This window comes from Brevibacterium sp. BRM-1, from assembly GCF_026802075.1.
Lineage (GTDB): Bacteria > Actinomycetota > Actinomycetes > Actinomycetales > Brevibacteriaceae > Brevibacterium > Brevibacterium rongguiense.
Genome location: NZ_CP113788.1, coordinates 1,666,843 through 1,684,861, shown reverse-complemented (window position 1 = coordinate 1,684,861; position 18,019 = coordinate 1,666,843). Strand labels below are relative to the sequence as shown.

At 72.3% G+C, this 18,019-nt stretch carries 14 protein-coding genes; 11 read left to right on the top strand and 3 right to left on the bottom strand.

The features are described from left to right. Nucleotides 1–93: 93 nt before the first annotated feature. Entirely contained in the window at nt 94–1,575 is a 1,482-nt protein-coding gene (cls, locus tag BRM1_RS07425) for a cardiolipin synthase (protein WP_268524895.1), read from the top strand. 65 nt (nt 1,576–1,640) lie between these two features. Further along, nucleotides 1,641–3,104, top strand: coding sequence for a phospholipase D-like domain-containing protein (locus tag BRM1_RS07420; protein ID WP_268524893.1), 1,464 nt, complete (start codon nt 1,641–1,643; stop codon nt 3,102–3,104). A 29-nt stretch (nt 3,105–3,133) separates the two neighbouring features. Here BRM1_RS07420 and BRM1_RS07415 read toward each other — a convergent pair whose 3' ends face one another. Then, a complete protein-coding gene (locus BRM1_RS07415) occupies nt 3,134–4,036 on the bottom strand; it encodes an HAD-IIA family hydrolase (protein ID WP_268524891.1) in 903 nt (300 codons plus the stop codon). Between the two features lie 131 nt (nt 4,037–4,167). Between BRM1_RS07415 and BRM1_RS07410 the strand changes: the two genes are divergently transcribed. Further along, on the top strand, nt 4,168–4,527 hold the full coding sequence (locus BRM1_RS07410) for a VOC family protein (RefSeq protein WP_268524889.1): 360 nt from the start codon (nt 4,168–4,170) through the stop codon (nt 4,525–4,527). 168 nt (nt 4,528–4,695) lie between these two features. On the opposite strand, the gene BRM1_RS07405 is transcribed toward BRM1_RS07410, so the two are convergent. Together BRM1_RS07405 and BRM1_RS07400 are read right to left on the bottom strand one after the other, a co-directional pair. Beyond that, on the bottom strand, nt 4,696–5,253 hold the full coding sequence (locus BRM1_RS07405; protein WP_268524887.1) for a hypothetical protein: 558 nt from the start codon (nt 5,251–5,253) through the stop codon (nt 4,696–4,698). A 181-nt stretch (nt 5,254–5,434) separates the two neighbouring features. Beyond that, nucleotides 5,435–7,342, bottom strand: a complete 1,908-nt coding sequence (locus tag BRM1_RS07400; protein WP_268524886.1) for a gamma-glutamyltransferase family protein — start codon at nt 7,340–7,342, stop codon at nt 5,435–5,437. A 219-nt stretch (nt 7,343–7,561) separates the two neighbouring features. On the opposite strand from BRM1_RS07400, the gene BRM1_RS07395 reads away from it, so the two are divergent. From BRM1_RS07395 to BRM1_RS07360, 8 genes are all read left to right on the top strand, one after another. After that, on the top strand, nt 7,562–8,932 hold the full coding sequence (locus BRM1_RS07395) for an MFS transporter (RefSeq protein WP_268524885.1): 1,371 nt from the start codon (nt 7,562–7,564) through the stop codon (nt 8,930–8,932). 295 nt (nt 8,933–9,227) lie between these two features. Further along, entirely contained in the window at nt 9,228–10,946 is a 1,719-nt protein-coding gene (locus BRM1_RS07390) for a class I adenylate-forming enzyme family protein (protein WP_268524883.1), read from the top strand. A gap of 32 nt (nt 10,947–10,978) precedes the next feature. Then, a complete protein-coding gene (locus BRM1_RS07385; RefSeq protein ID WP_202410978.1) occupies nt 10,979–12,244 on the top strand; it encodes a beta-ketoacyl-[acyl-carrier-protein] synthase family protein in 1,266 nt (421 codons plus the stop codon). Between the two features lie 127 nt (nt 12,245–12,371). Then, nucleotides 12,372–13,544 carry an acyl-CoA dehydrogenase family protein gene (locus BRM1_RS07380; protein WP_268524880.1) on the top strand — a complete coding sequence of 391 codons (1,173 nt, stop codon included), beginning with the start codon at nt 12,372–12,374 and terminating at the stop codon, nt 13,542–13,544. 157 nt (nt 13,545–13,701) lie between these two features. After that, nucleotides 13,702–14,247 (top strand): MaoC family dehydratase, encoded by a 546-nt coding sequence (locus BRM1_RS07375; RefSeq protein ID WP_268524878.1) that lies wholly within the window; start codon nt 13,702–13,704, stop codon nt 14,245–14,247. 284 nt (nt 14,248–14,531) lie between these two features. Then, entirely contained in the window at nt 14,532–16,196 is a 1,665-nt protein-coding gene (locus BRM1_RS07370; protein WP_160953583.1) for an L-lactate permease, read from the top strand. 114 nt (nt 16,197–16,310) lie between these two features. Further along, nucleotides 16,311–17,141, top strand: a complete 831-nt coding sequence (locus tag BRM1_RS07365; protein ID WP_268524875.1) for an HpcH/HpaI aldolase/citrate lyase family protein — start codon at nt 16,311–16,313, stop codon at nt 17,139–17,141. An 89-nt stretch (nt 17,142–17,230) separates the two neighbouring features. Further along, entirely contained in the window at nt 17,231–17,875 is a 645-nt protein-coding gene (locus BRM1_RS07360) for a peptide deformylase (protein WP_268524874.1), read from the top strand. Nucleotides 17,876–18,019: the final 144 nt, after the last annotated feature.

Genomic DNA, 18,019 nt, shown 5'->3' with positions numbered 1-18,019 from the left:
CAGCCAGGCTGAGCGTGATGCTTCGTGTTCAAGCCCAGGCTGCCTCCAGAACTTCTCGCTGCGCCCGCATCACCGAGCAAGGAAGCCGCACTCATGCAACTCCTCATCGACACGCTGCCCACGTGGGTGGCGATCGTCATCATCGTCGTGGACTACGCGATCAAGATCGCCGCGATCGGCATCGTCCCGGAGAACCGCCGGCCCGGTTCGTCGACCGGCTGGCTCATGCTCATCCTCTTCCTGCCGGTCGTCGGCATCCCCGCGTTCCTCATCTTCGGCAGCCCCTACGTGAACAACCGGCGCTGCCGCATCCAGGCGGAGGCGAACGAGATGCTCAAGAACGGCACCGACGACGTGCCGGACTGGCCGAAGACGCTCGACCCGCCGGAGCACATCGGCTCGCTCATCCGCCTCAATCGCAACCTCACGTTCCTGCCCATGGTCGATGGCCTCAACCACGGCGTGACGATGAACTACGAGGACAGCATTCAGCGCATGGCCGACATCGTCAACGACGCCGAGGAGTACGTGCACGCGGAGATCTACATCTGCGCCTGGGACGGCACGACGGATGTCTTCTTCCGCGCGCTGGTCGACGCGGCGGCCCGCGGGGTCACGGTCCGCCTCATGTTCGACCACCTGGGCTCGCGCAAGTACCCCGGCTTCAAGCGCCTGGGCAGGAAGCTCACCGAGGCCGGCATCGACTGGCACCTCATGCTCCCGTTCCAGCCGCTCAAGGGCCGCATGCGCCGCGTGGACCTGCGCAACCACCGCAAGCTCGTCGTCGTCGACGGCCGGCGGGCGGTCATGGGCTCGCAGAACATGATCGACTCGACGTACCTGGCGAAGAAGAACATCCGGATCGGCCGCCACTGGAACGACATCACGGTAGAGCTCACGGGGCAGATCGTCACGGAGCTCGAGGCGGTCTTCGCCACCGACTGGTACTCCGAGGCCAACGAGGAGATCGGCATCCAGGAGTACAGGATGCCCGAGGACGAGGACCCGGAGCTGGGCGGGGCGGAGAACGCGCTCCAGCTCGTGCCCTCCGGCCCCGGGTTCAAGACCGAGCCCAACCTGCGGTTCTTCACCGCCATGGTCAACGCGGCGCAGCACCGGGTGCGCATCGTCAGCCCGTACTTCGTGCCCGATGAGTCCATGCTCGCCGCCGTCATCACCGCAGCCCACCGGGACGTCCGCGTCGAGCTCTACGTGGGCGAGCAGGCGGACCAATTCCTCGTCGACCACGCGCAGTCCTCGTACTACGAGATGCTGCTGGACGCCGGCGTCCACATCCTGCGCTACCCCAAGCCCGCCGTGCTCCACACGAAGTGCTTCACGATCGACGACACCTACGGCGTCATGGGGTCATCGAACATGGACATGCGCTCGTTCGGCCTCAACTACGAGATCTCGCTCTTCGCGATGGACGGCGACATCGTGCCCGCCCTCACCGAGGTCATCGACACCTACGCGGCCAAGAGCACCGAGCTCACGCGGGCCGAATGGGAGCAGCGCTCCCTGGGCCGGCGGTACGTGGACTCGGTCTGCCGCCTCACCTCCGCGCTCATGTGAGCCGCCGCCGAGGCGCGCCCAGCCGGCCGTGGCCGCGCCCCGGTAGTGGAGAGGTGGGCGCGGACATGACCTGGCCTGCGGTGCTGACGACCTCCTGGATCGTCTTCGAGTACATCGTCAAGATCATCGCGGTGGGCGTGGTGCCGGACAACCGGAAGCCGGGCTCCGCGGCCGGCTGGCTCATGCTCATCCTGTTCCTGCCGATCGTGGGCGTGCCGCTCTTCCTCATCCTGGGCAGCCCGTACATCGATTGTCCGCGCGAGCGCATCCAGCGCGAGGCCAACAAGCTCCTGGCCAAGGGCACGAAGCAGGTGCCGGACTACCCGGCGGCGCTCGAGCCCAGCGCGGCGCTCGCCTCGGTCATCGGGCTCGATCGGCGCCTGACGTACCTGCCCATGGTCGACGGGGACAACGAGGGCGTCCTCATGTCCGACGCCGAATCGCTTGCGCGCATGGTCCGCCTCGTCGAGGGCGCGCAGCGCTACGTCCACTGCGAGATCTACATCATGGCCTGGGATGAGACGACGAACGCCTTCTTCGAGGCGTGCGCCGCGGCCGTGCGCCGCGGGGTCAGGGTCCGCGTCATGATGGATCACCTGGGCTCCCGGAAGTACCCCGGTTTCAAGCACCTGGGCCGGCGGCTGAGCGAGGCCGGCATCGAATGGCACCTCATGCTCCCCTTCCTCCCGCTCAAGGGCAAGATCCGCCGCCCGGATCTGCGCAACCACCGCAAGCTGCTCGTCGTGGACGGGAAGTACGGCGTGATGGGCTCGCAGAACATGATCACCCCGGACTACGAGTCGAAGAAGAACGACGAGGTGGGCCGCCGCTGGCACGACGTGACCGTCGAGCTGACGGGCCAGATCGTCATGGAGCTCGAGGCGGTCTTCGAAACCGACTGGTACACGGAGTCCGGCGAGGAGCTGGACTACCTCGTCTACCGGATGCCCGACGAGCCCGCGCCCCCACTGGGCGGCAAGACCAACGCGTTCCAGCTCGTGCCCTCCGGCCCCGGGTTCCACACGGCGCCCAACCTGCGCCTGTACACCTCGCTCATCGGCATGGCGACGAAGCACGTGCGCATGGTCAGCCCCTACTTCGTGCCCTCGGAGTCGTTCCTCGATGCGATCACCACCGCCTGCTACCGGGGCGTCCGGTTCGACCTCTACCTCTGCTCGTCGGACCAGTACGTCGTCGGGCGGGCGCAGGAGTCGTACTACGAGGCGCTGCTCGAGGCCGGCGTCATCATCCACGAGTACCCCAAGCCGGAGCTGCTGCACACCAAGTGCTTCACGATCGACGGCACCTATGCGGTGATGGGCTCGGCGAACATGGACATGCGCTCGTTCGGGCTGAATTACGAGATCAGCCTGCTCTCCGCGCGCGGGAACATGCTCGACCAGATCGAGCAGGTCATCGACTCCTACGACGCGAAGAGCAGCCTGCTCGACCTCGAGCAGTGGCGGCGCCGGCCGTGGACCCGCAAGTACATGGAGTCCGTCTGCCGCCTGTCATCGGCGCTCATGTGAGCGCCGGGCACAGGCCGGTCTGAGCCGCCTCAGCGGGACTTCGCGTCTTCCGTGTCTTCGCCCTGGTCCTTGTCCTTGCTGTTGACTGCCTTGCCGCCCTCGTCCCCGCCGCCGTCTCCGTTGCCGCCGGCCTGCTTCTTCCCATCGCCGGAGGCGCTGTGGTCGAGCAGCTCGCTCACGCCGTCGATGATGCGGTTCGGGCGGAACGGGTAGGCGAGCACGTCCTCGCGCTCGCTGATGCCCGAGAGCACGAGGATCGTGTAGAGCCCGCCCTCCATGCCCGCGACGATGTCCGTGTCCATCCGGTCGCCGATCATCGCGGTGGTCTTCGAGTGCGCGCCGATTCGGTTGAGCGCCGAGCGGAACATCATGGGGTTCGGCTTGCCGACGACGTAGGGCTCGCGGCCAGTGGCCTTCGTGATGAGGGCCGTGATGGCCCCGGTTGCGGGCAGCACGCCCTCGGGGCTGGGGCCCGTGGCATCGGGGTTCGTCGCGATGAAGCGGGCCCCGCCCCGGATGAGGCGGATGGCCTTCGTGATCGCCTCGAACGAGTAGTTGTGCGTCTCGCCCACGACGACGAAATCGGGGGAGGCCTCGGTCATGATGAACCCCGCCTCGTGCATCGCGGTGGTGAGCCCCACCTCGCCCACGACGTAGGCGGACCCACCGTCCACCTGGTCGGCGAGGAACTGGGCGGTCGCCAGCGCCGAGGTCCAGATCCGGTCCTCGGGCACGTTGAGTCCCGACCGGCGCAGGCGGGCGGCAAGATCGCGGGCGGTGTAGATCGAGTTGTTCGTCAGGACGAGGTAGGGCGTCTCGTCCCTGTTCCACTGCTCCAAAAGCTCCGCGGCACCCGGCAGCGCCTCGTTTTCGCGCACGAGCACGCCGTCCATGTCCGTCAGCCAGCATTCGATTTCGGGTGTCTCCGCCATGGGGCCCACTGTAGTCGCGGGGCTGGGGCCGCACTCGCCCTCGTAGTGCGGTGCACTCGCGCTCACCGCGCACCGCAGGACGGGTCAGAGCACCCCTGGTGCCGGGGCGGGCGCGCCACTACGCTCGGGACATGAAGATCACCAAGCAGAAGGTCGTGCTGGACGCCGCCGACCTCGAAGGCATCGCGGCCTTCTGGTCCGACCTGACGGGCAAGCCCATCACCCACCGGGATGTGGACTGGCGGGAGATCGCCATCGACGACACCTGGGCAATCGCCATCCAGCTCGCCCCGGACCACGAGCCCCCGGAGTGGCCCAACGGCCGCCCGCAGCAGATCCACCTCGACCTCTACGTCGACGATGTGGATGCGGCGCAGAAGGAGGTCCTGGAACTGGGCGGCCGGATCCTCGACGAGCAGCTCGACGATCCCGATGGGGGCTTCGTCGTCTACGCCGATCCCGCCGGCCACCCGTTCTGCCTCTGCAAGTAGGGCCAAGCGCGGCGAACTGCGCCGGTTGTAGGCCGCGGATGCGCGCGTGAACGCGGCGTCCCTGGCGGTGCACCTTGGTGGTGGCGGATCCGTCACGCGTGCGCGTCTTCGGCCCGGCGCTCCCGACGTGGATGCCGCGGGCAGCAGCTCGAACCGAGCCGCAGGCACTCAGTACACGCGGAACGTTCCGCGTGCCGCCTTCTGAGTACCGCCGTTCTGGCTGACGACGACGATGTACGTTCCCTTGCTCAGGTTGCGGCCTCGGCGGTCATAGCTGTGACCCCAGTACTTGAGCTTGACGGTGGCCTTGCCGGAAGCGGACGCACGAACGGTGCTCGAGCTGAGGTTCGCGTCGCACGACCGTGCCCTGTCCGAGGCGGCGTCCACCCGGGCTCTCTTCTTCAGGCCCGTGAGTCGGATCTTCATCCCATGCCGCGCCAGCTGGCTGCGCGAGATGCGCTTGTGGGCCGGCTTTGCCTTGACGCGTGATGCTCGCGAGGACTCGGCGCTCACGCGCGTGAAGGTGACCGTGCTCTGGGCACTGGCGCTGTACGCGCACCCGTAGTTCGCGCGCACGGCAGGCGGCGCGGACACGGTGCGAGCCGTTGCGCTGGTCTGGGCCGAGGCTCTCGGGGCTGCACTCGCGGGGGCGGAGAACCCGGTGAAAGCCGTGCCGGCGACGGCGAGTGCCGCGAGGGCGGCGGGGATGCTGAGGCGTGCGCGCATGATGACTGCTTTCACGGTGTGGGAGGGGGGAGCGATACGCCTCGAATATTAGTCCATTTTCGGTCAACCGAAGCACCAATCTCCGTAGGCGCTGAGCCTCGCCCGCGGCCCGCACCCTGTGGTGCGCACGCCCGCCGGCGCGTTCAGGGCGCTCGCTCCTGACCGCGGCCCGCGCCTCCCGCTACCTCCCCGCGGCGTACCCCTGTGCGCCGCGCGGATTCGCCGCCGCGCTCAGCTGCCCGGTCTCCGGGTCCCGCGTGACGACGGAGAGCCGGCCCAGGTCCCAGTCGCCCACCTGCGTTACCGCGTGCCCGCGCGCCCGCAGACCCGCGATGACCTCCTCGCCCAACCGGTCCTCGACCACCGCGCCGGCCGGCTCCCAGACCCGCGGATAGAACGACGACGGCATGGCCGTGGTGTGCAGCGCCGGCGCATCGATCGCCTCCTGCGGCTCGTACCCGCCCACCAGCAGCCGCAGCACGAGCAGCAGCTGCCACTGGTCCTGCTGGTCACCGCCGGGCGTGCCCAGCGCCATGATGGGCACGCCGCCCTTGGAGACGAGGGTGGGCGAGAGCGTGGTGCGCGGCCGTGTGCCCGGCTCCAGAGCGGACGGCGAGTCCGCGTCCAACCACGTCATCTGCAGCCGGGTGCCCAGGCAGAAACCCAGGCCGGGAATGGTGGGGGAGGACTGCAGCCACCCGCCGGACGGCGTCGCGGCGATCATGTTGCCCCACCGGTCCACGACGTCCAGATGGCACGTGTCACCGCGATGGGTCCCATCGGCCGAGGTCTCATCGGCCCCGTCCCCGCGCTGGCGGGTGGGCTCGCCGACGCCCAGGTGGGCGCCGGACGCCGCGCCGCCTGCCTCCCACTGCGCGCGGGTGAGCAGCGGAGGCGCGAACCCGCCGGGCGCCTCTGCGGCGGAATCCCCGCCAGCACTGCCCGCACCGGCGCTCGGTCCCGCCTTCCCGCGAGGACGCGTCCCGGGGCGGAATGCCGCGCTCGCCTTCTCGCCGATCAGCTCGCGGCGGGTGGCCGCATACTCCTCCGACAGCAGCCAGTCCAGCAGCTGCGGATCGCGGCCGTGGGCATCGCCGTAGTGGGCCTCGCGGTCGGCCAGCGCCAGCGTGAGCGCCTCGAGGACCGTGTGCGCGCCCAGCTCGGTGGAGGGATCCAGGTGCTCGTCGTCGAAGCCGTCGAGGATCCGCAGGGCCTGCAGCAGCACAGGCCCCTGCCCCCACGGCCCGATCTTCGCGATCTCGTACCCGCGGAACTCGATGCTCACCGGGGCCTCGAACCGGGCCTGCTCACCGGCGAGGTCCTCACGGCCCACAACGCCGGCATACTCACCGCCGTCGGCGTGCATGTGCGGTTCGCGCACGAACTCGGCGATCTCCTGGGCGACGCGGCCGGTGCGCCACTCGGTGCGCGCGGCTGCAATGCGCTCGGCGCGGGTGGGCAGGCCTTCCCCTGTGGCGACGAGCTCGCGCAGCACCTGCGCGTAGGCGGGGTTTCCCACGACCTCACCGGCCTCCGGGACCCGTCCGCCGGGCATCCACTGCTCGGCCGAGGTGGGCCAGTGCTCGGCGAAGAGCGCGCGCACGCGCTCGATCGTCGCTGCCACATTGGCCACGATGGGGTGGCCCTCCTGGGCGTAGTGGATGGCGTAGGCGAGCACGTCACCCAGCTCCCACGTGCCGTGCTCGGCCAGCAGGAGCAGCCACGCGTCGACCGCCGCGGGCACGGCCGCCGCCAGGGCGCCCGCGCCGGGCACCTCGGCCAGGCCGAGCCCCGCGTAGTGGGCGATCGTGGCGCCTGCCGGCGCGGCGCCCTGGCCCATGAGGACGGTGGGAGCCGGCGCCGAGGCGGTGGCGAAGATCCCCGTCATGTCCCCACCCGGCCCATTGAGGTGGGGTTCGACGACGTGCAGGACGAAGGCCGAGGCCACGGCCGCGTCGAACGCGTTGCCACCGCGCTCCAGCACGGCCTGGCCGCTGGCCGTCGCCAGCCAGTGCGTGGACGCAGTCATCCCGAAGTCACCGCGCAGCGTGGGGCGCGTCGTGAAGTCCGGTGGGGCGGTGAACGGCATGGGGAGTCCTCTCGGGGCGTGGGGTGGGCGGTCCGCGGCGCGTGGAGGGTGTGGGCCCGCCCACCCCGACGCTATCGCGGCCCCGGCCCGGGTGGAAGGACGGCCGATCCACCGCACGCCCGAGGCCCTGACGCGCGCCCTGCCGGCCCGACCCCAGAGTCCGGACCTGCGCCCACGGTGGCCCGGATCGCCGTATCGTGGCAGGCCAGGAGGGATTCGATGGCGAGGGAACCGCGCAGGCCGCGCCTGCGCAGCACCGCGCGCCAGCCCGGGAGGTACTGGACGATCGTGTCGACGCACACGATGAACGACTTCCAGGCCGGGGCGGTTGCCGCGATGCTGCCGTACTTCGTCTCCGAGCAGCACTACACCTACGCCGCGGCGGCCGGGCTCACGACGGCCTCGACCGCGCTGTCGGCCGTCTCCCAGCCGGTGTTCGGGTGGCTGAGCGACCGCTTCGGCCTGCGCTGGTTCACGCTCGTCGGCATGCTCGTCGCCGCGCTGGGCGTGGCGCTGACCGGATGGACGGCCGGGAACTACTGGGTGACGTGGGCGCTCATCGCGATCGCCGGGCTGGGCGCCGCCGCCTTCCATCCGCCGGCCTCCGTGGCCGCGAAGCTCACCGGTGGCAGCCCCAACCGTGCGATGAGCACGTTCGCCACCGGCGGCAACCTGGGCATGGCGATCGCCCCCGTCGGGGTGGGCCTGACCGTGGGCCTCCTGGGGCTGCGCGCCACCCCGCTCCTGCTCCTGCCCACGTTCGCCATCGCCCTGCTCTACCTGCGCGTCGAGCGTCGCTCCCGCGCCGCCGAGGCGAGTGCCACCGCCCGCCCGAGTGGCGCCTGGGGTGCGGGGCCCGGTGCGACCGCGCCCGCCGGCGAGCCGGAGCCGGCGGACCCGGGAGCCGGAGAGGGATCCGCACCGCTGCGCGCGACGCTTGAGCCGGAGCCGGAGCCGGAGCCGGAGCCTGAACCCGCGCCGGGACCTGCACCGGCGCCGGGGCCGACCGGTGGGAGCACGGCCATCGGGCTGCCCGTCGACCTCTGGCGCCCGTTCGCGGTGCTCCTGTGTGCCATCTCGCTGTGGTCGCTCTCCTACATCGGCACGCGGTCGTTCATCGCACTGCGGGCCATCGAGGTCTACGGCGTGGACGACAACGCGGGGACCCTGCTGCTGGGCGTCTATTCGGCCGCCGGGGCACTCGGCACATTCTGCGGTGGCTTCCTTGCCGACCGGTTCGGCCGCCTGCGGGTGCTGCCGGTGGGCTATCTGAGCAGCGCCGCACTCACACTGCTCTTCCTCGTCATGCCCACGTTCCCCCTGGCCGTCGTCGTGGCGGGAGCCCTGGGCTTCTGCCTGTTCATGCCGTTCTCCCTGCACACGACGCTGTCGCACACCTACCTGCCGCGCCACCTGGCCACCGCCAGTGGAGCCACCCTCGGCATGTCGATGACGGTGGGCGGGCTCTTTACCCCGGTCTTCGGGGCGATCGCGGACCGGTCCTCGGAGCCCGTGAACTTCTGGGGCTTCGCCGGCGCGCTCGTCGCGGGGGCGGGAGTGCTGCTCACGCTGCGCGAGCGGCGGGCGTGAGGCCCCGGGCGCGGGCACGCGCAGCCGTCGTGCCGCATGCAATCACCGACCCGGTGCGCAACCGCCGCCCCGGACGCGCGCCGCTGATCCGACGCACACCGCGGATGCGCAGCCGCGAATGCACTGCCTCGGCCGTGCGCCCCGAAGGCGCGTTGCAGGAGCGCCGGCGCCGGCCCTTCGCGACGGCCCGCCCCGTAGACTCTCAGTGAGGCGCACCTGAGCGACCGCGTGCGGGCCCCAGGGCCCGCGCCCAGCCCAGCGCGCCGGCAGCAGCCGCGAACCGAAGGGAGCGCCCGTGCCGATCGCCGGCAGGATCCTCGACCTCGCCCACGAGCATCCCGACCAGCCCGCAATCGTCGCGCCCGGCCCCGGCGGCACCGCGCGGACCATTTCCTACGGCGAGCTCGTCGCGGACTCCCGGCACACGATGGGCACGGTCCGCGCGCTGCTGGCAGACCTGGAAGCGCAGACCCAGCCCGCACCCGCCTCCGCCCCCGAGGCGCAGGGCCTGCCCATCGTCGCCACGAGCCTGGACAGCGCCTTCGACGCCGCCCGCATCTTCGCGGGCCTGGCAGGCTATCCGGTAGTCTCCGCGACCATCGACCCGCGCTGGCCGCTCGAACACCAGGTGGGCGTCATCGCCGCAACCGGCATCGCGGTGGTCGTGAGCGACAGCGCCGCGCTGGCCGCCGTCCTACGCGAGCGCGGCTGGACCGGCGCGATCGTCACCGGCGCGCGGTTCGCGGAGCTGGGCCGCGCCTCGGCGCCGGCACCGGCCCCCACCCGGCGCGAGGGTCCCGAGCCGTTCCTCATGCTCTTCTCCTCGGGCACGACGGACAACCCCAAGGCGTTCATCAAGACCCGCTACCAGTACCGGGAGAACTTCGCGGTCTCCAGCGCCTACCTGGAACCGCTGCCCGGCGTGCACACCCTCGCCCCGGGCCCGGTCTCCTACAGCCTCACGCTCTATGCGCTCGTCGAGTGCCTGGCCTCCGGCGGCACCGCCCACCTGGCCGACGGGCTCGACGCCGCGGGCCTGGGCGCGCGGATCCGCAGCGAGGCGATCACCCGCGTGGTCGCCGTGCCCGCGCTCGTCCAGGCCCTCATCGTCGCCGCGCGGCGCACCCCGGAGGACTTCGCGGGCCTCGACCTCGTCGTCACCGGCGGGGCCAACCTGCCGGCCGCCCTGCGCGACGGGCTGGCCGCCGCCCTGCCGGGCGTGCGGATCGTCAGCTACTACGGGGCCGCGGAGATCGGCTTCATCGGCGACAGCCGCGGGGGAGACGGCACCCTCATCAGCCTCTACACCGGCATCGAGGCACAGGTCCGCGATTCCGAGGGCGCGCCGCTGCCGCCCGGGGAGCTGGGCACGCTCTTCATCCGCGCCCGCGCCTGCTCCGCGGGCTACGTGACCGGCACCGCCCGGGCCCGGCTGCGCGGCCCCGACGGCTGGGCGAGCGTGGGCGATCAGGCGCGCCTCGTCGCCGTGGACGCGGCCGAGGCGGGTGCGGCGGCTGTGGGCGGCGGTCATGGGCCCGCCGGCGCCGAATCGGGTGCCCGCGCGCCCAAGGCGCCCCGCATCAGCCTGGCCGGGCGGGCCGGTGACATCGTCGTGACGGGCGGGCACAAGGTCGCCCTGCCGGAGGTGGAGCGCGCCTTCGACGGCATGCCCGGTCTGGGCGCCGGCTGCGCCATCGGCCTGCCGAGCGATTCGCTGGGCACCCTCGTGGCCTACGCCGTCGAGGGCCCGGTGGGCAGCGTCCCCGCCAAGGCGGAGCTGCGCGCCTGGGCCGAGCCGCGCCTCGCCCCCCAGTTCGCGCCGCGCCGGTACTACCGGGTGGGCCGGCTGCCGCGCACCGTGGGCGGGAAGATCCGCCGCGAGGAGGCCGCACGGCTCCTCGCGCTCGCTGGCAACGAGGCCGATCCGCCCGGGGCAGCCGAGGCGGGTGCCGCCCGCGGCAGCCGGCCGGAGGCATCTGCGGTTGAGTCCCTGGGGGGAGTGGAGCGGCTGTGAGCGGTGCACCGGAGCGGGTCGTCATCACCGGAATGGGGGCCATCACCCCCTCGGGCCTGAGCGCTGCCGCGCTCTGGGAGTCCGTGGCGGCCGGGCGCAGCGCCGTCGACGTCCTCGCAGGCGACGAGTTCGCTCAGCTGCCCGTGCGGATCGGCGGCCAGGTGCGCGGCTTCGACGCCGCATCGGTGCTGCCGCGCAGCCTGGCGCGCAGGCTCAGCCCCGTGCAGCACTGGGCGCTCGCCGCCGCGGACGAGGCGCTCGCACAGGCGGGAGCGCTGCCCGGCGGTGAGGCGGTTGCTGGGGGCGCCTCGGCAACCGCGAACACCCAGGCTGGCGCTCTGCCCTGGGACCCCCAGCGGTTCTCCGTCATCGCCGCCACGGGCTCCGGCCCCGTCGACGCGATGCAGGCCGCGCAGCGTGCTCTGACCGAGTCGGGCCCGCGCGGGGTGCCGCTGACCCTGGCGATCTACGGTGCCCCGGACGCCGCGGCGGCCCTGCTCAGCCACCGCTACGGGGCCCACGGCGATGCTCGGGCCGTGTGCGCCACGTGCGCGTCGTCGGCCATCGGCCTGGGAGAGGGGCTGCGCGCCATCCGCCACGGCTACGCGGATGCGGTGCTCGTGGTGGGCATGGAGGACTGCCTGGGACCGGTCAACCTCGCCTCGAACGCGAACATGCGCGCGCTCGCCGCGGGCTACGAGGACGATCCGCACGCCGCGAGCCGGCCCTTCGACGCCGGGCGCACCGGCTTCGCCATGGCCCAGGGCGCTGCGGCGCTCCTCCTCGAATCGGCCTCCGCCGCCCGGGCCCGAGGGGCCAGCCCGCTGGCCGAGCTCGCCGGCTTCGGCGCGGCCAGCGACGCCCATCACCCCACGGCCCCGCATCCGCAGGGCCGCGGCGCGGCCCAGGCGATGCGCGCCTGCCTGGCCGACGCCGGCCTCGGCCCAGCCGATGTCGACCACATCAGCGCGCACGGCACCGGTACCCCCGCAGGCGATGCCGCGGAGATCGCCGCGCTCGACGCGGTCTTCGGACAGCGCGGCCGCACGATCCCCCTCACCGCGCCCAAGTCCGCGACCGGCCACCTGCTGGGCGCCTCGGGTGCGGTCGAGGCGATCATCGCCGTCGGCTCGCTGCGCACCGGCCTCATCCCGCCCACACTCAACCTCGACGATCCCGATTTCCCGGACTGGGACATCGTGACCGAGCCCCGGCAGACGACGGTGGGCACCGTGCTGTCGAACTCGTTCGGCTTCGGCGGGCACAACGGGTCCGTGGTGCTGCGGGCGCTCGAATGAGGCGCGCGCAGCCGACCGCTCGGCTCCTCCGCGTGGCCGCTGCCCCGATCCGGAGCCCGGCCCCTGAGGCGCAGCCCCGAGCCCTGTTCCGCAGCCCTGCCCCGCCCAACCCGAAGGAGTGCACCCCATGACCGACCGCGAGACCCGCTTCCGCGAGATCGCCGAGCGCTACCTGCCCGAGGAGGCGCTGCGGACCATCCGCGCCCGCGCCGCGCGCCACGATGCGGAGAACTCGTTTGCCGCCGATGACCTCGCCGACCTGCGCGAGCTGGGCTACCTCACCGTCTTCGTCCCGGCGGAGTTCGGCGGCCCCGGCCTCACGCTCAACGAGGTGGCCCGGCTCCAGCAGCGGCTGGCGACCGCCGCGCCTGCCACGGCGCTTGCGGTGAACATGCACCTCATGTGCACCGGCGTCGTGCGCGCCCTGCACGAGCGCGGCGACACCTCGCTCGACTGGGTCTTCGAGGACGCGCTGGCCGGGGAGGTCTTCGCGTTCGGGATCTCCGAGCCCAACAACGACTGGGTGCTCCAGGGCTCGAACACCCGGGCCGTGCCGACCGACGACGGCGGCTACCTGCTGAGCGGCGTGAAGATCTTCACCTCGCTGACCCCCGCCTGGACCCGGCTCATCGTCCACGCCCGCGACGACTCGGACCCGAGCGCCCCCATGATCGTCTACGGGTTCCTCGACCGCGATGCCGGCGGCATCGAGCCCTCCGACGACTGGGACGTGCTGGGCATGCGCGCCTCCCACAGCCGCGCCACCGTGCTCACCGAGGCGCCCATGCGCCCCGAGCGCGTCTCCCGCCGCATCCCCGACGGGCCGAACCCGGACCCGCTGACGTTTGCGATCACCGCGAACTTCCAGCTGCTCGTGGGCGCCGTCTACGCGGGGGTGGCCAAGCGCGCGCTCGACCTGGCCGCGCAGGCGCTGGGGGAGCGCAGCTCCGCCAAGCGCGGTGTGACGCTGGCCGAGGTGCCGGAGTTCCGCGTCCGGTTGGCCGACGCCCACCGGACGTACCTGGGCGCGGCCGCGCAGCTCGACGCCTACACCCGCGACTTCGACGAGCGGGCCGACCACGGTGCCGGCTGGCCGCTGCGCCTTGTCTCCGCCCGGTTGGCCGCCGGTGAGGCCGCGCGCTCCTGCGCGGACGCCGCGCTCCAGTGTGCGGGGGGCCGCGCGTTCTCCAACGCCAGCGAGCTCGCCCGCCTCTACCGCGACGCCGCGGCGAGCATCTTCCACCCGCCGGGCGCCGATGCCGCGCGCCCCATGTTCGCCGCCGCCCTCCTCGACGACTGAGCGCGGCCCGCTCGACGGGCTACGATCGGGGCGAGCGGGCTCTCCGCGGGCACCCGATGCCCACCAGGCCTCCAAGCTGGGCGGGCGACCGCCCACAGCGGTCAGCCGTCACAGCGGAGACCCACCTACAGCGGACATCCATGCAAAGGAGCAGCACATGTCGCGAAGCCAGGACGGCGCCGGCGAGCAGGCCACGGGCAAGGTGATCGAGCAGCGCGGGCTGTGGCTCGACGAGATGGAGGTGGGCACCGTCTACCGGCACGCCCCCGGCCGGACGATCACGGAGGCGGACAACACGTGGTTCACGGCGGTGACCATGAATACGCAGGCCCTCCACCTCGACGCCGCGTTCGCTGCGGGAGAGCCGTTTGGCCAGCGCCTCGTGAACTCGATGTTCACGCTGGCCACCCTCATCGGCCTGTCCGTCAGCCAGCTGACGCAGGGCACGATCGTGGGCAACCTGGGCTTCTCCGAGGTCGCCTTCCCCAAGCCGCTCTTCCACGGCGACACGCTCTACGCGGAGACGACCATCCTCGACAAGCGCGAGTCGAAGTCGCGACCCGGGCAGGGAATCGTCACGCTCGAGCACATCGGGCGCAATCAGCACGGCGACGTGGTCGCGAAGGCGGTGCGCCAGACCATGGTCTTCACCTCGGACCATGCCGAGCGCGAGGCCGCGAGCCAGGCCGAGCCAGCGAACTGACCGCGCCCGCTCAAAGCGCAAGGCACCTGGCCGCGAACCGCGGAAACCGGCTTTCGAAGCGCTCGAAACTGCGGTTTCGACTTCATTACGACTGGCGTTTCGCCTGACCCGAGCAGTGCTGCCGGCCCGCTCGGGGCGGTAGCGTGACTGCCATCACCCGGCCGACCGCAGGCCGCGGCAAGCGCGCTGGCGCCCTTGCCCGCCGACCGCCGGTGGCGCCGAGACCGCGCACCGCCCCCATTCCGTGATCGCCCCGCAGCGACCGTCCTCTCTAGGAGCCCGCCGTGCCCACCTTCACTCCAGCCGTCGATGCGGTGGGCGGCAGCGTTGCCCTCTCCGCGCTCGTCGGCCTCATCCCGCTGGTGACGTTCTTCATCCTGCTGGCCGTCGTCCGCCTCAAGGCCCACACGGCCGGGCTGTGCGCGCTCGTCGTCGCGCTCATCATCGCCGTCATCGCCTTCCACATGCCGGTGGGCTACGCGCTCATGTCCGCGATCGAGGGCGGCGCGTTCGGCATCCACCCCGTGCTCTGGATCGTCGTCATGGCGATCTGGCTCTACCAGGTCACGGTCGTGTCCGGGCGCTTCCAGGACCTGCGCTCCATCTTCAACGTCGTGGGCCACGGCGACCTGCGCGTCCAGGCGATGCTCATCGCGTTCTGCTTCGGCGGGCTGCTCGAGGCGCTCGCCGGCTTCGGCGCGCCCGTCGCCATCACCGCCACCATGGTCATGGCGCTGGGCGTCAAGCCGCTGCGCGCGGCCGCCGTCGTCCTCGTCGCCAACACCGCGCCCGTCGCCTACGGCGCGGTGGCGACGCCCATCACCACCGCAGGCAAGCTCACCGAGATCGACCCGGCCCTCATCGGCGCCCTCGTGGGCCGCCAGGCGCCCATCCTCGCGTGCGTCGTGCCGCTCATCCTGCTGTTCCTCGTCGACGGCCGCCGGGCGGTCAAGGACCTCTGGCCGCTGGCCCTCGTCGTGGGCTTCGGCTTCGCGATCGCCCAGTTCCTCGCCTCGAACTTCTTCTCCTACGAGCTCACCGACATCGTCGCCTCGCTCGTGGGCCTGCTCGCCGCCATGGCGTTCATGGCCGTGTGGAAGCCGCGCGGTGCGGAGGAGGCCCGGGTGCGCCTGGACGCGCCGGAGCCCCCGCCGGCCGAGCGCCTGGGCGGCCAGCGCATCTTCCTGGCCCTGCTGCCCTACCTGCTCGTCATCGTCGTCTTCACCATCGCCAAGGTCATCAAGCCGGTCGCCGCCGCGCTGGCCTCCACGGACATCAAGGTGGCCTGGCCCGTGCTCTCGCAGGTCCTCGTCGACTCGGCCGGCAAGCCCGTGTCGTCGACGAGCTACTCGATCCAGTGGCTGTCCTCGCCCGGTTCGCTGCTGGCGATCTCCGCGATCATCGTCGCGGCCGTCTACGCCCTCAACTCCTCCGGCGGCCGCTTCCCGGTGACGTTCGGCGCAGGACTCGCGGAGTTCCCCAAGACCGTCTACCGGATGCGCTGGGCGGGCCTGACCGTCATCCTCGTGCTCTCCCTGGCCTACGTCATGAACCAGTCCGGCCAGACCGTCTCGATCGGCGTGTGGCTGGCCGGCACGGGCGTCCTCTACCCGTTCCTCTCGCCGATCCTCGGCTGGATCGGCACGGCGGTCACCGGGTCCGACACCTCGGCCAACGCGCTGTTCGCCAAGCTGCAGCAGACCGCGGCCGGCAACGTCCACGTCGACCCGGCGCTCATGGTGGCCGCGAACACCTCCGGCGGCGTGGTGGGCAAGCTCATCAGCCCGCAGAACCTGGCGATCGCCGCGACGGCCGCGGAGATGCCCGGCCAGGAGTCGCAGATCCTCCGCACTGTGGTCGGCTGGTCCGTGGGCCTGTTGCTCATCCTCTGCCTCCTCGTGTTCCTCCAGACCACGCCGGTGCTCGGCTGGATGACCGTCCACCTGTGAGGCGGGCGGCCGGCCCGTGCCCGGCCGACTCGCGCTATCGTCGAAGGCGCAGCACCGCGGTGCTGCGCCTTCGGTGCGCCGTGCGCCGAATCCCACGCCCGAAGGAGTGCCGCGATGACCTTTGAGTTCCGCCCCGCCTGGCTGTTCGTCCCCGGTGACCGGCCCGATCGCTACGCCAAGGCCGCCGAGCGCGCCGATATCGTCATCGTCGACCTCGAGGACGCCGTGGCGCCCGCTGACAAGGAGGCAGCGCGCCGGGCGCTGGCCGACAACGCCGCCTCCGAGACCCCGCTCGACCCCGACCGGACGGTCGTGCGCGTCAATGCAGCGGACTCCGAGCACTTCGCGGCCGATCTCGCGGCGCTGCGGGCGCTGCCCTACACCCACGTCATGCTGCCCAAGGCGGAGTCCGCCGCCGGGCCCCGGGCACTCGACGGGTTCTCCGTCATCGCGCTCATCGAGACGGCGAAGGGCGCGCTGGGCGCGGCGGAAGTCGCCGCGCAGGACAGCGTCGTGGGCCTCATGTGGGGCGCCGAGGACCTCATCGCGGACCTGGGCGGCGGCTCCTCGCGGGGCCCGGACGGTGCCTACCGCGCCGTCGCCACCCACGTGCGCTCGATGGCCCTGCTGGCCGGCAAGGCGCACGGCGTGTTCGTGCTCGACTCGATCTGGGCGGCCATCAAGGACCTCGACGGCCTGCGCGCGGAAGCGGTGGACGCCGTGGAGTCCGGCTTCGACGGCAAGGTCTCCATCCACCCCTCCCACGTGCCGGTGGTCCGCGAGGCGTTCGCCCCCACCGCCGAGCAGGCCGCGTGGGCGCGCGGGGCGATCGCCGCCTCGCAGGGCGCCGCCGGGGCCTTCCAGTACGAGGGCGCGATGATCGACGAGCCGCTGCTCAAGCAGGCCCGCCGGATCGTCGAGCGCATCCCGGCCGACGGCGCGTGAGCGCGGCGGGCGCGCGCGGCGCGGATGGTGCGGACGGCGGCACGGGCCCGGGCCGTGGCGCGGGTCCGAGTGCGCGGTCTGCGCGCTCGGTGCGCGCACAGGTCGAGGCCGCATTGGCCGCCGCCGAGGCAGGCGATGGCACGGCGCCCATCGTCGAGGCCGGCGACCCCGTCCTGCGCACCCCCGCGGTTGAGTTCGACGGGCAGGTCGACGACGACGACCTCGCGCGCCTCATCGCCGCCATGCGCGCCACGATGCGCGCGGCCCCCGGGGTGGGCCTCGCCGCCCCGCAGGTGGGCATCGGTCTGCGCCTGGCCGTCCTCGAGGACGCGGCGCAGGTGCGCGACGACGTCGCCCGGGCGCGCGAGCGCACCCCCACTGCATTCGAGGTGCTCATCAACCCGCGCTACGAGGCCGTGGGGCACGAGACAGCCGCCTTCTACGAGGGCTGCCTGTCCGTGCCGGGCTACCAGGCCGTCGTGGAGCGCCCGCGCCGGCTGATGCTGCGCGCGCAGGACGCGACGGGCCGGGCCACCGACCGCGAAGTGCACGGCTGGGCCGCGCGGATCGCGGCGCACGAGACGGATCACCTGGACGGCGTCCTCTGCCTGGACCGCGCCCAGCTGCGCTCGCTGGCCACCCACGAGCACGTGGCGCGCCTGTGGCCGCAGCCGACCGCTCAGCGCGCGGCGCAGCCGCTGGGCTTCGACCTGCCGCCCGGGGCGAGTCTCTAGGGCGCACGGCCGAACGCGCCGGCGGCTGCGCGCGCATTCTCACTGAGCGATAATCCATTGCCCGGGGTGACCGGCATCACGGAGGATGGGGCGCTAACCGCGGCCGCGCTCGCCACCCCGAACCCGCCTCGGCGCCCCTCGCAT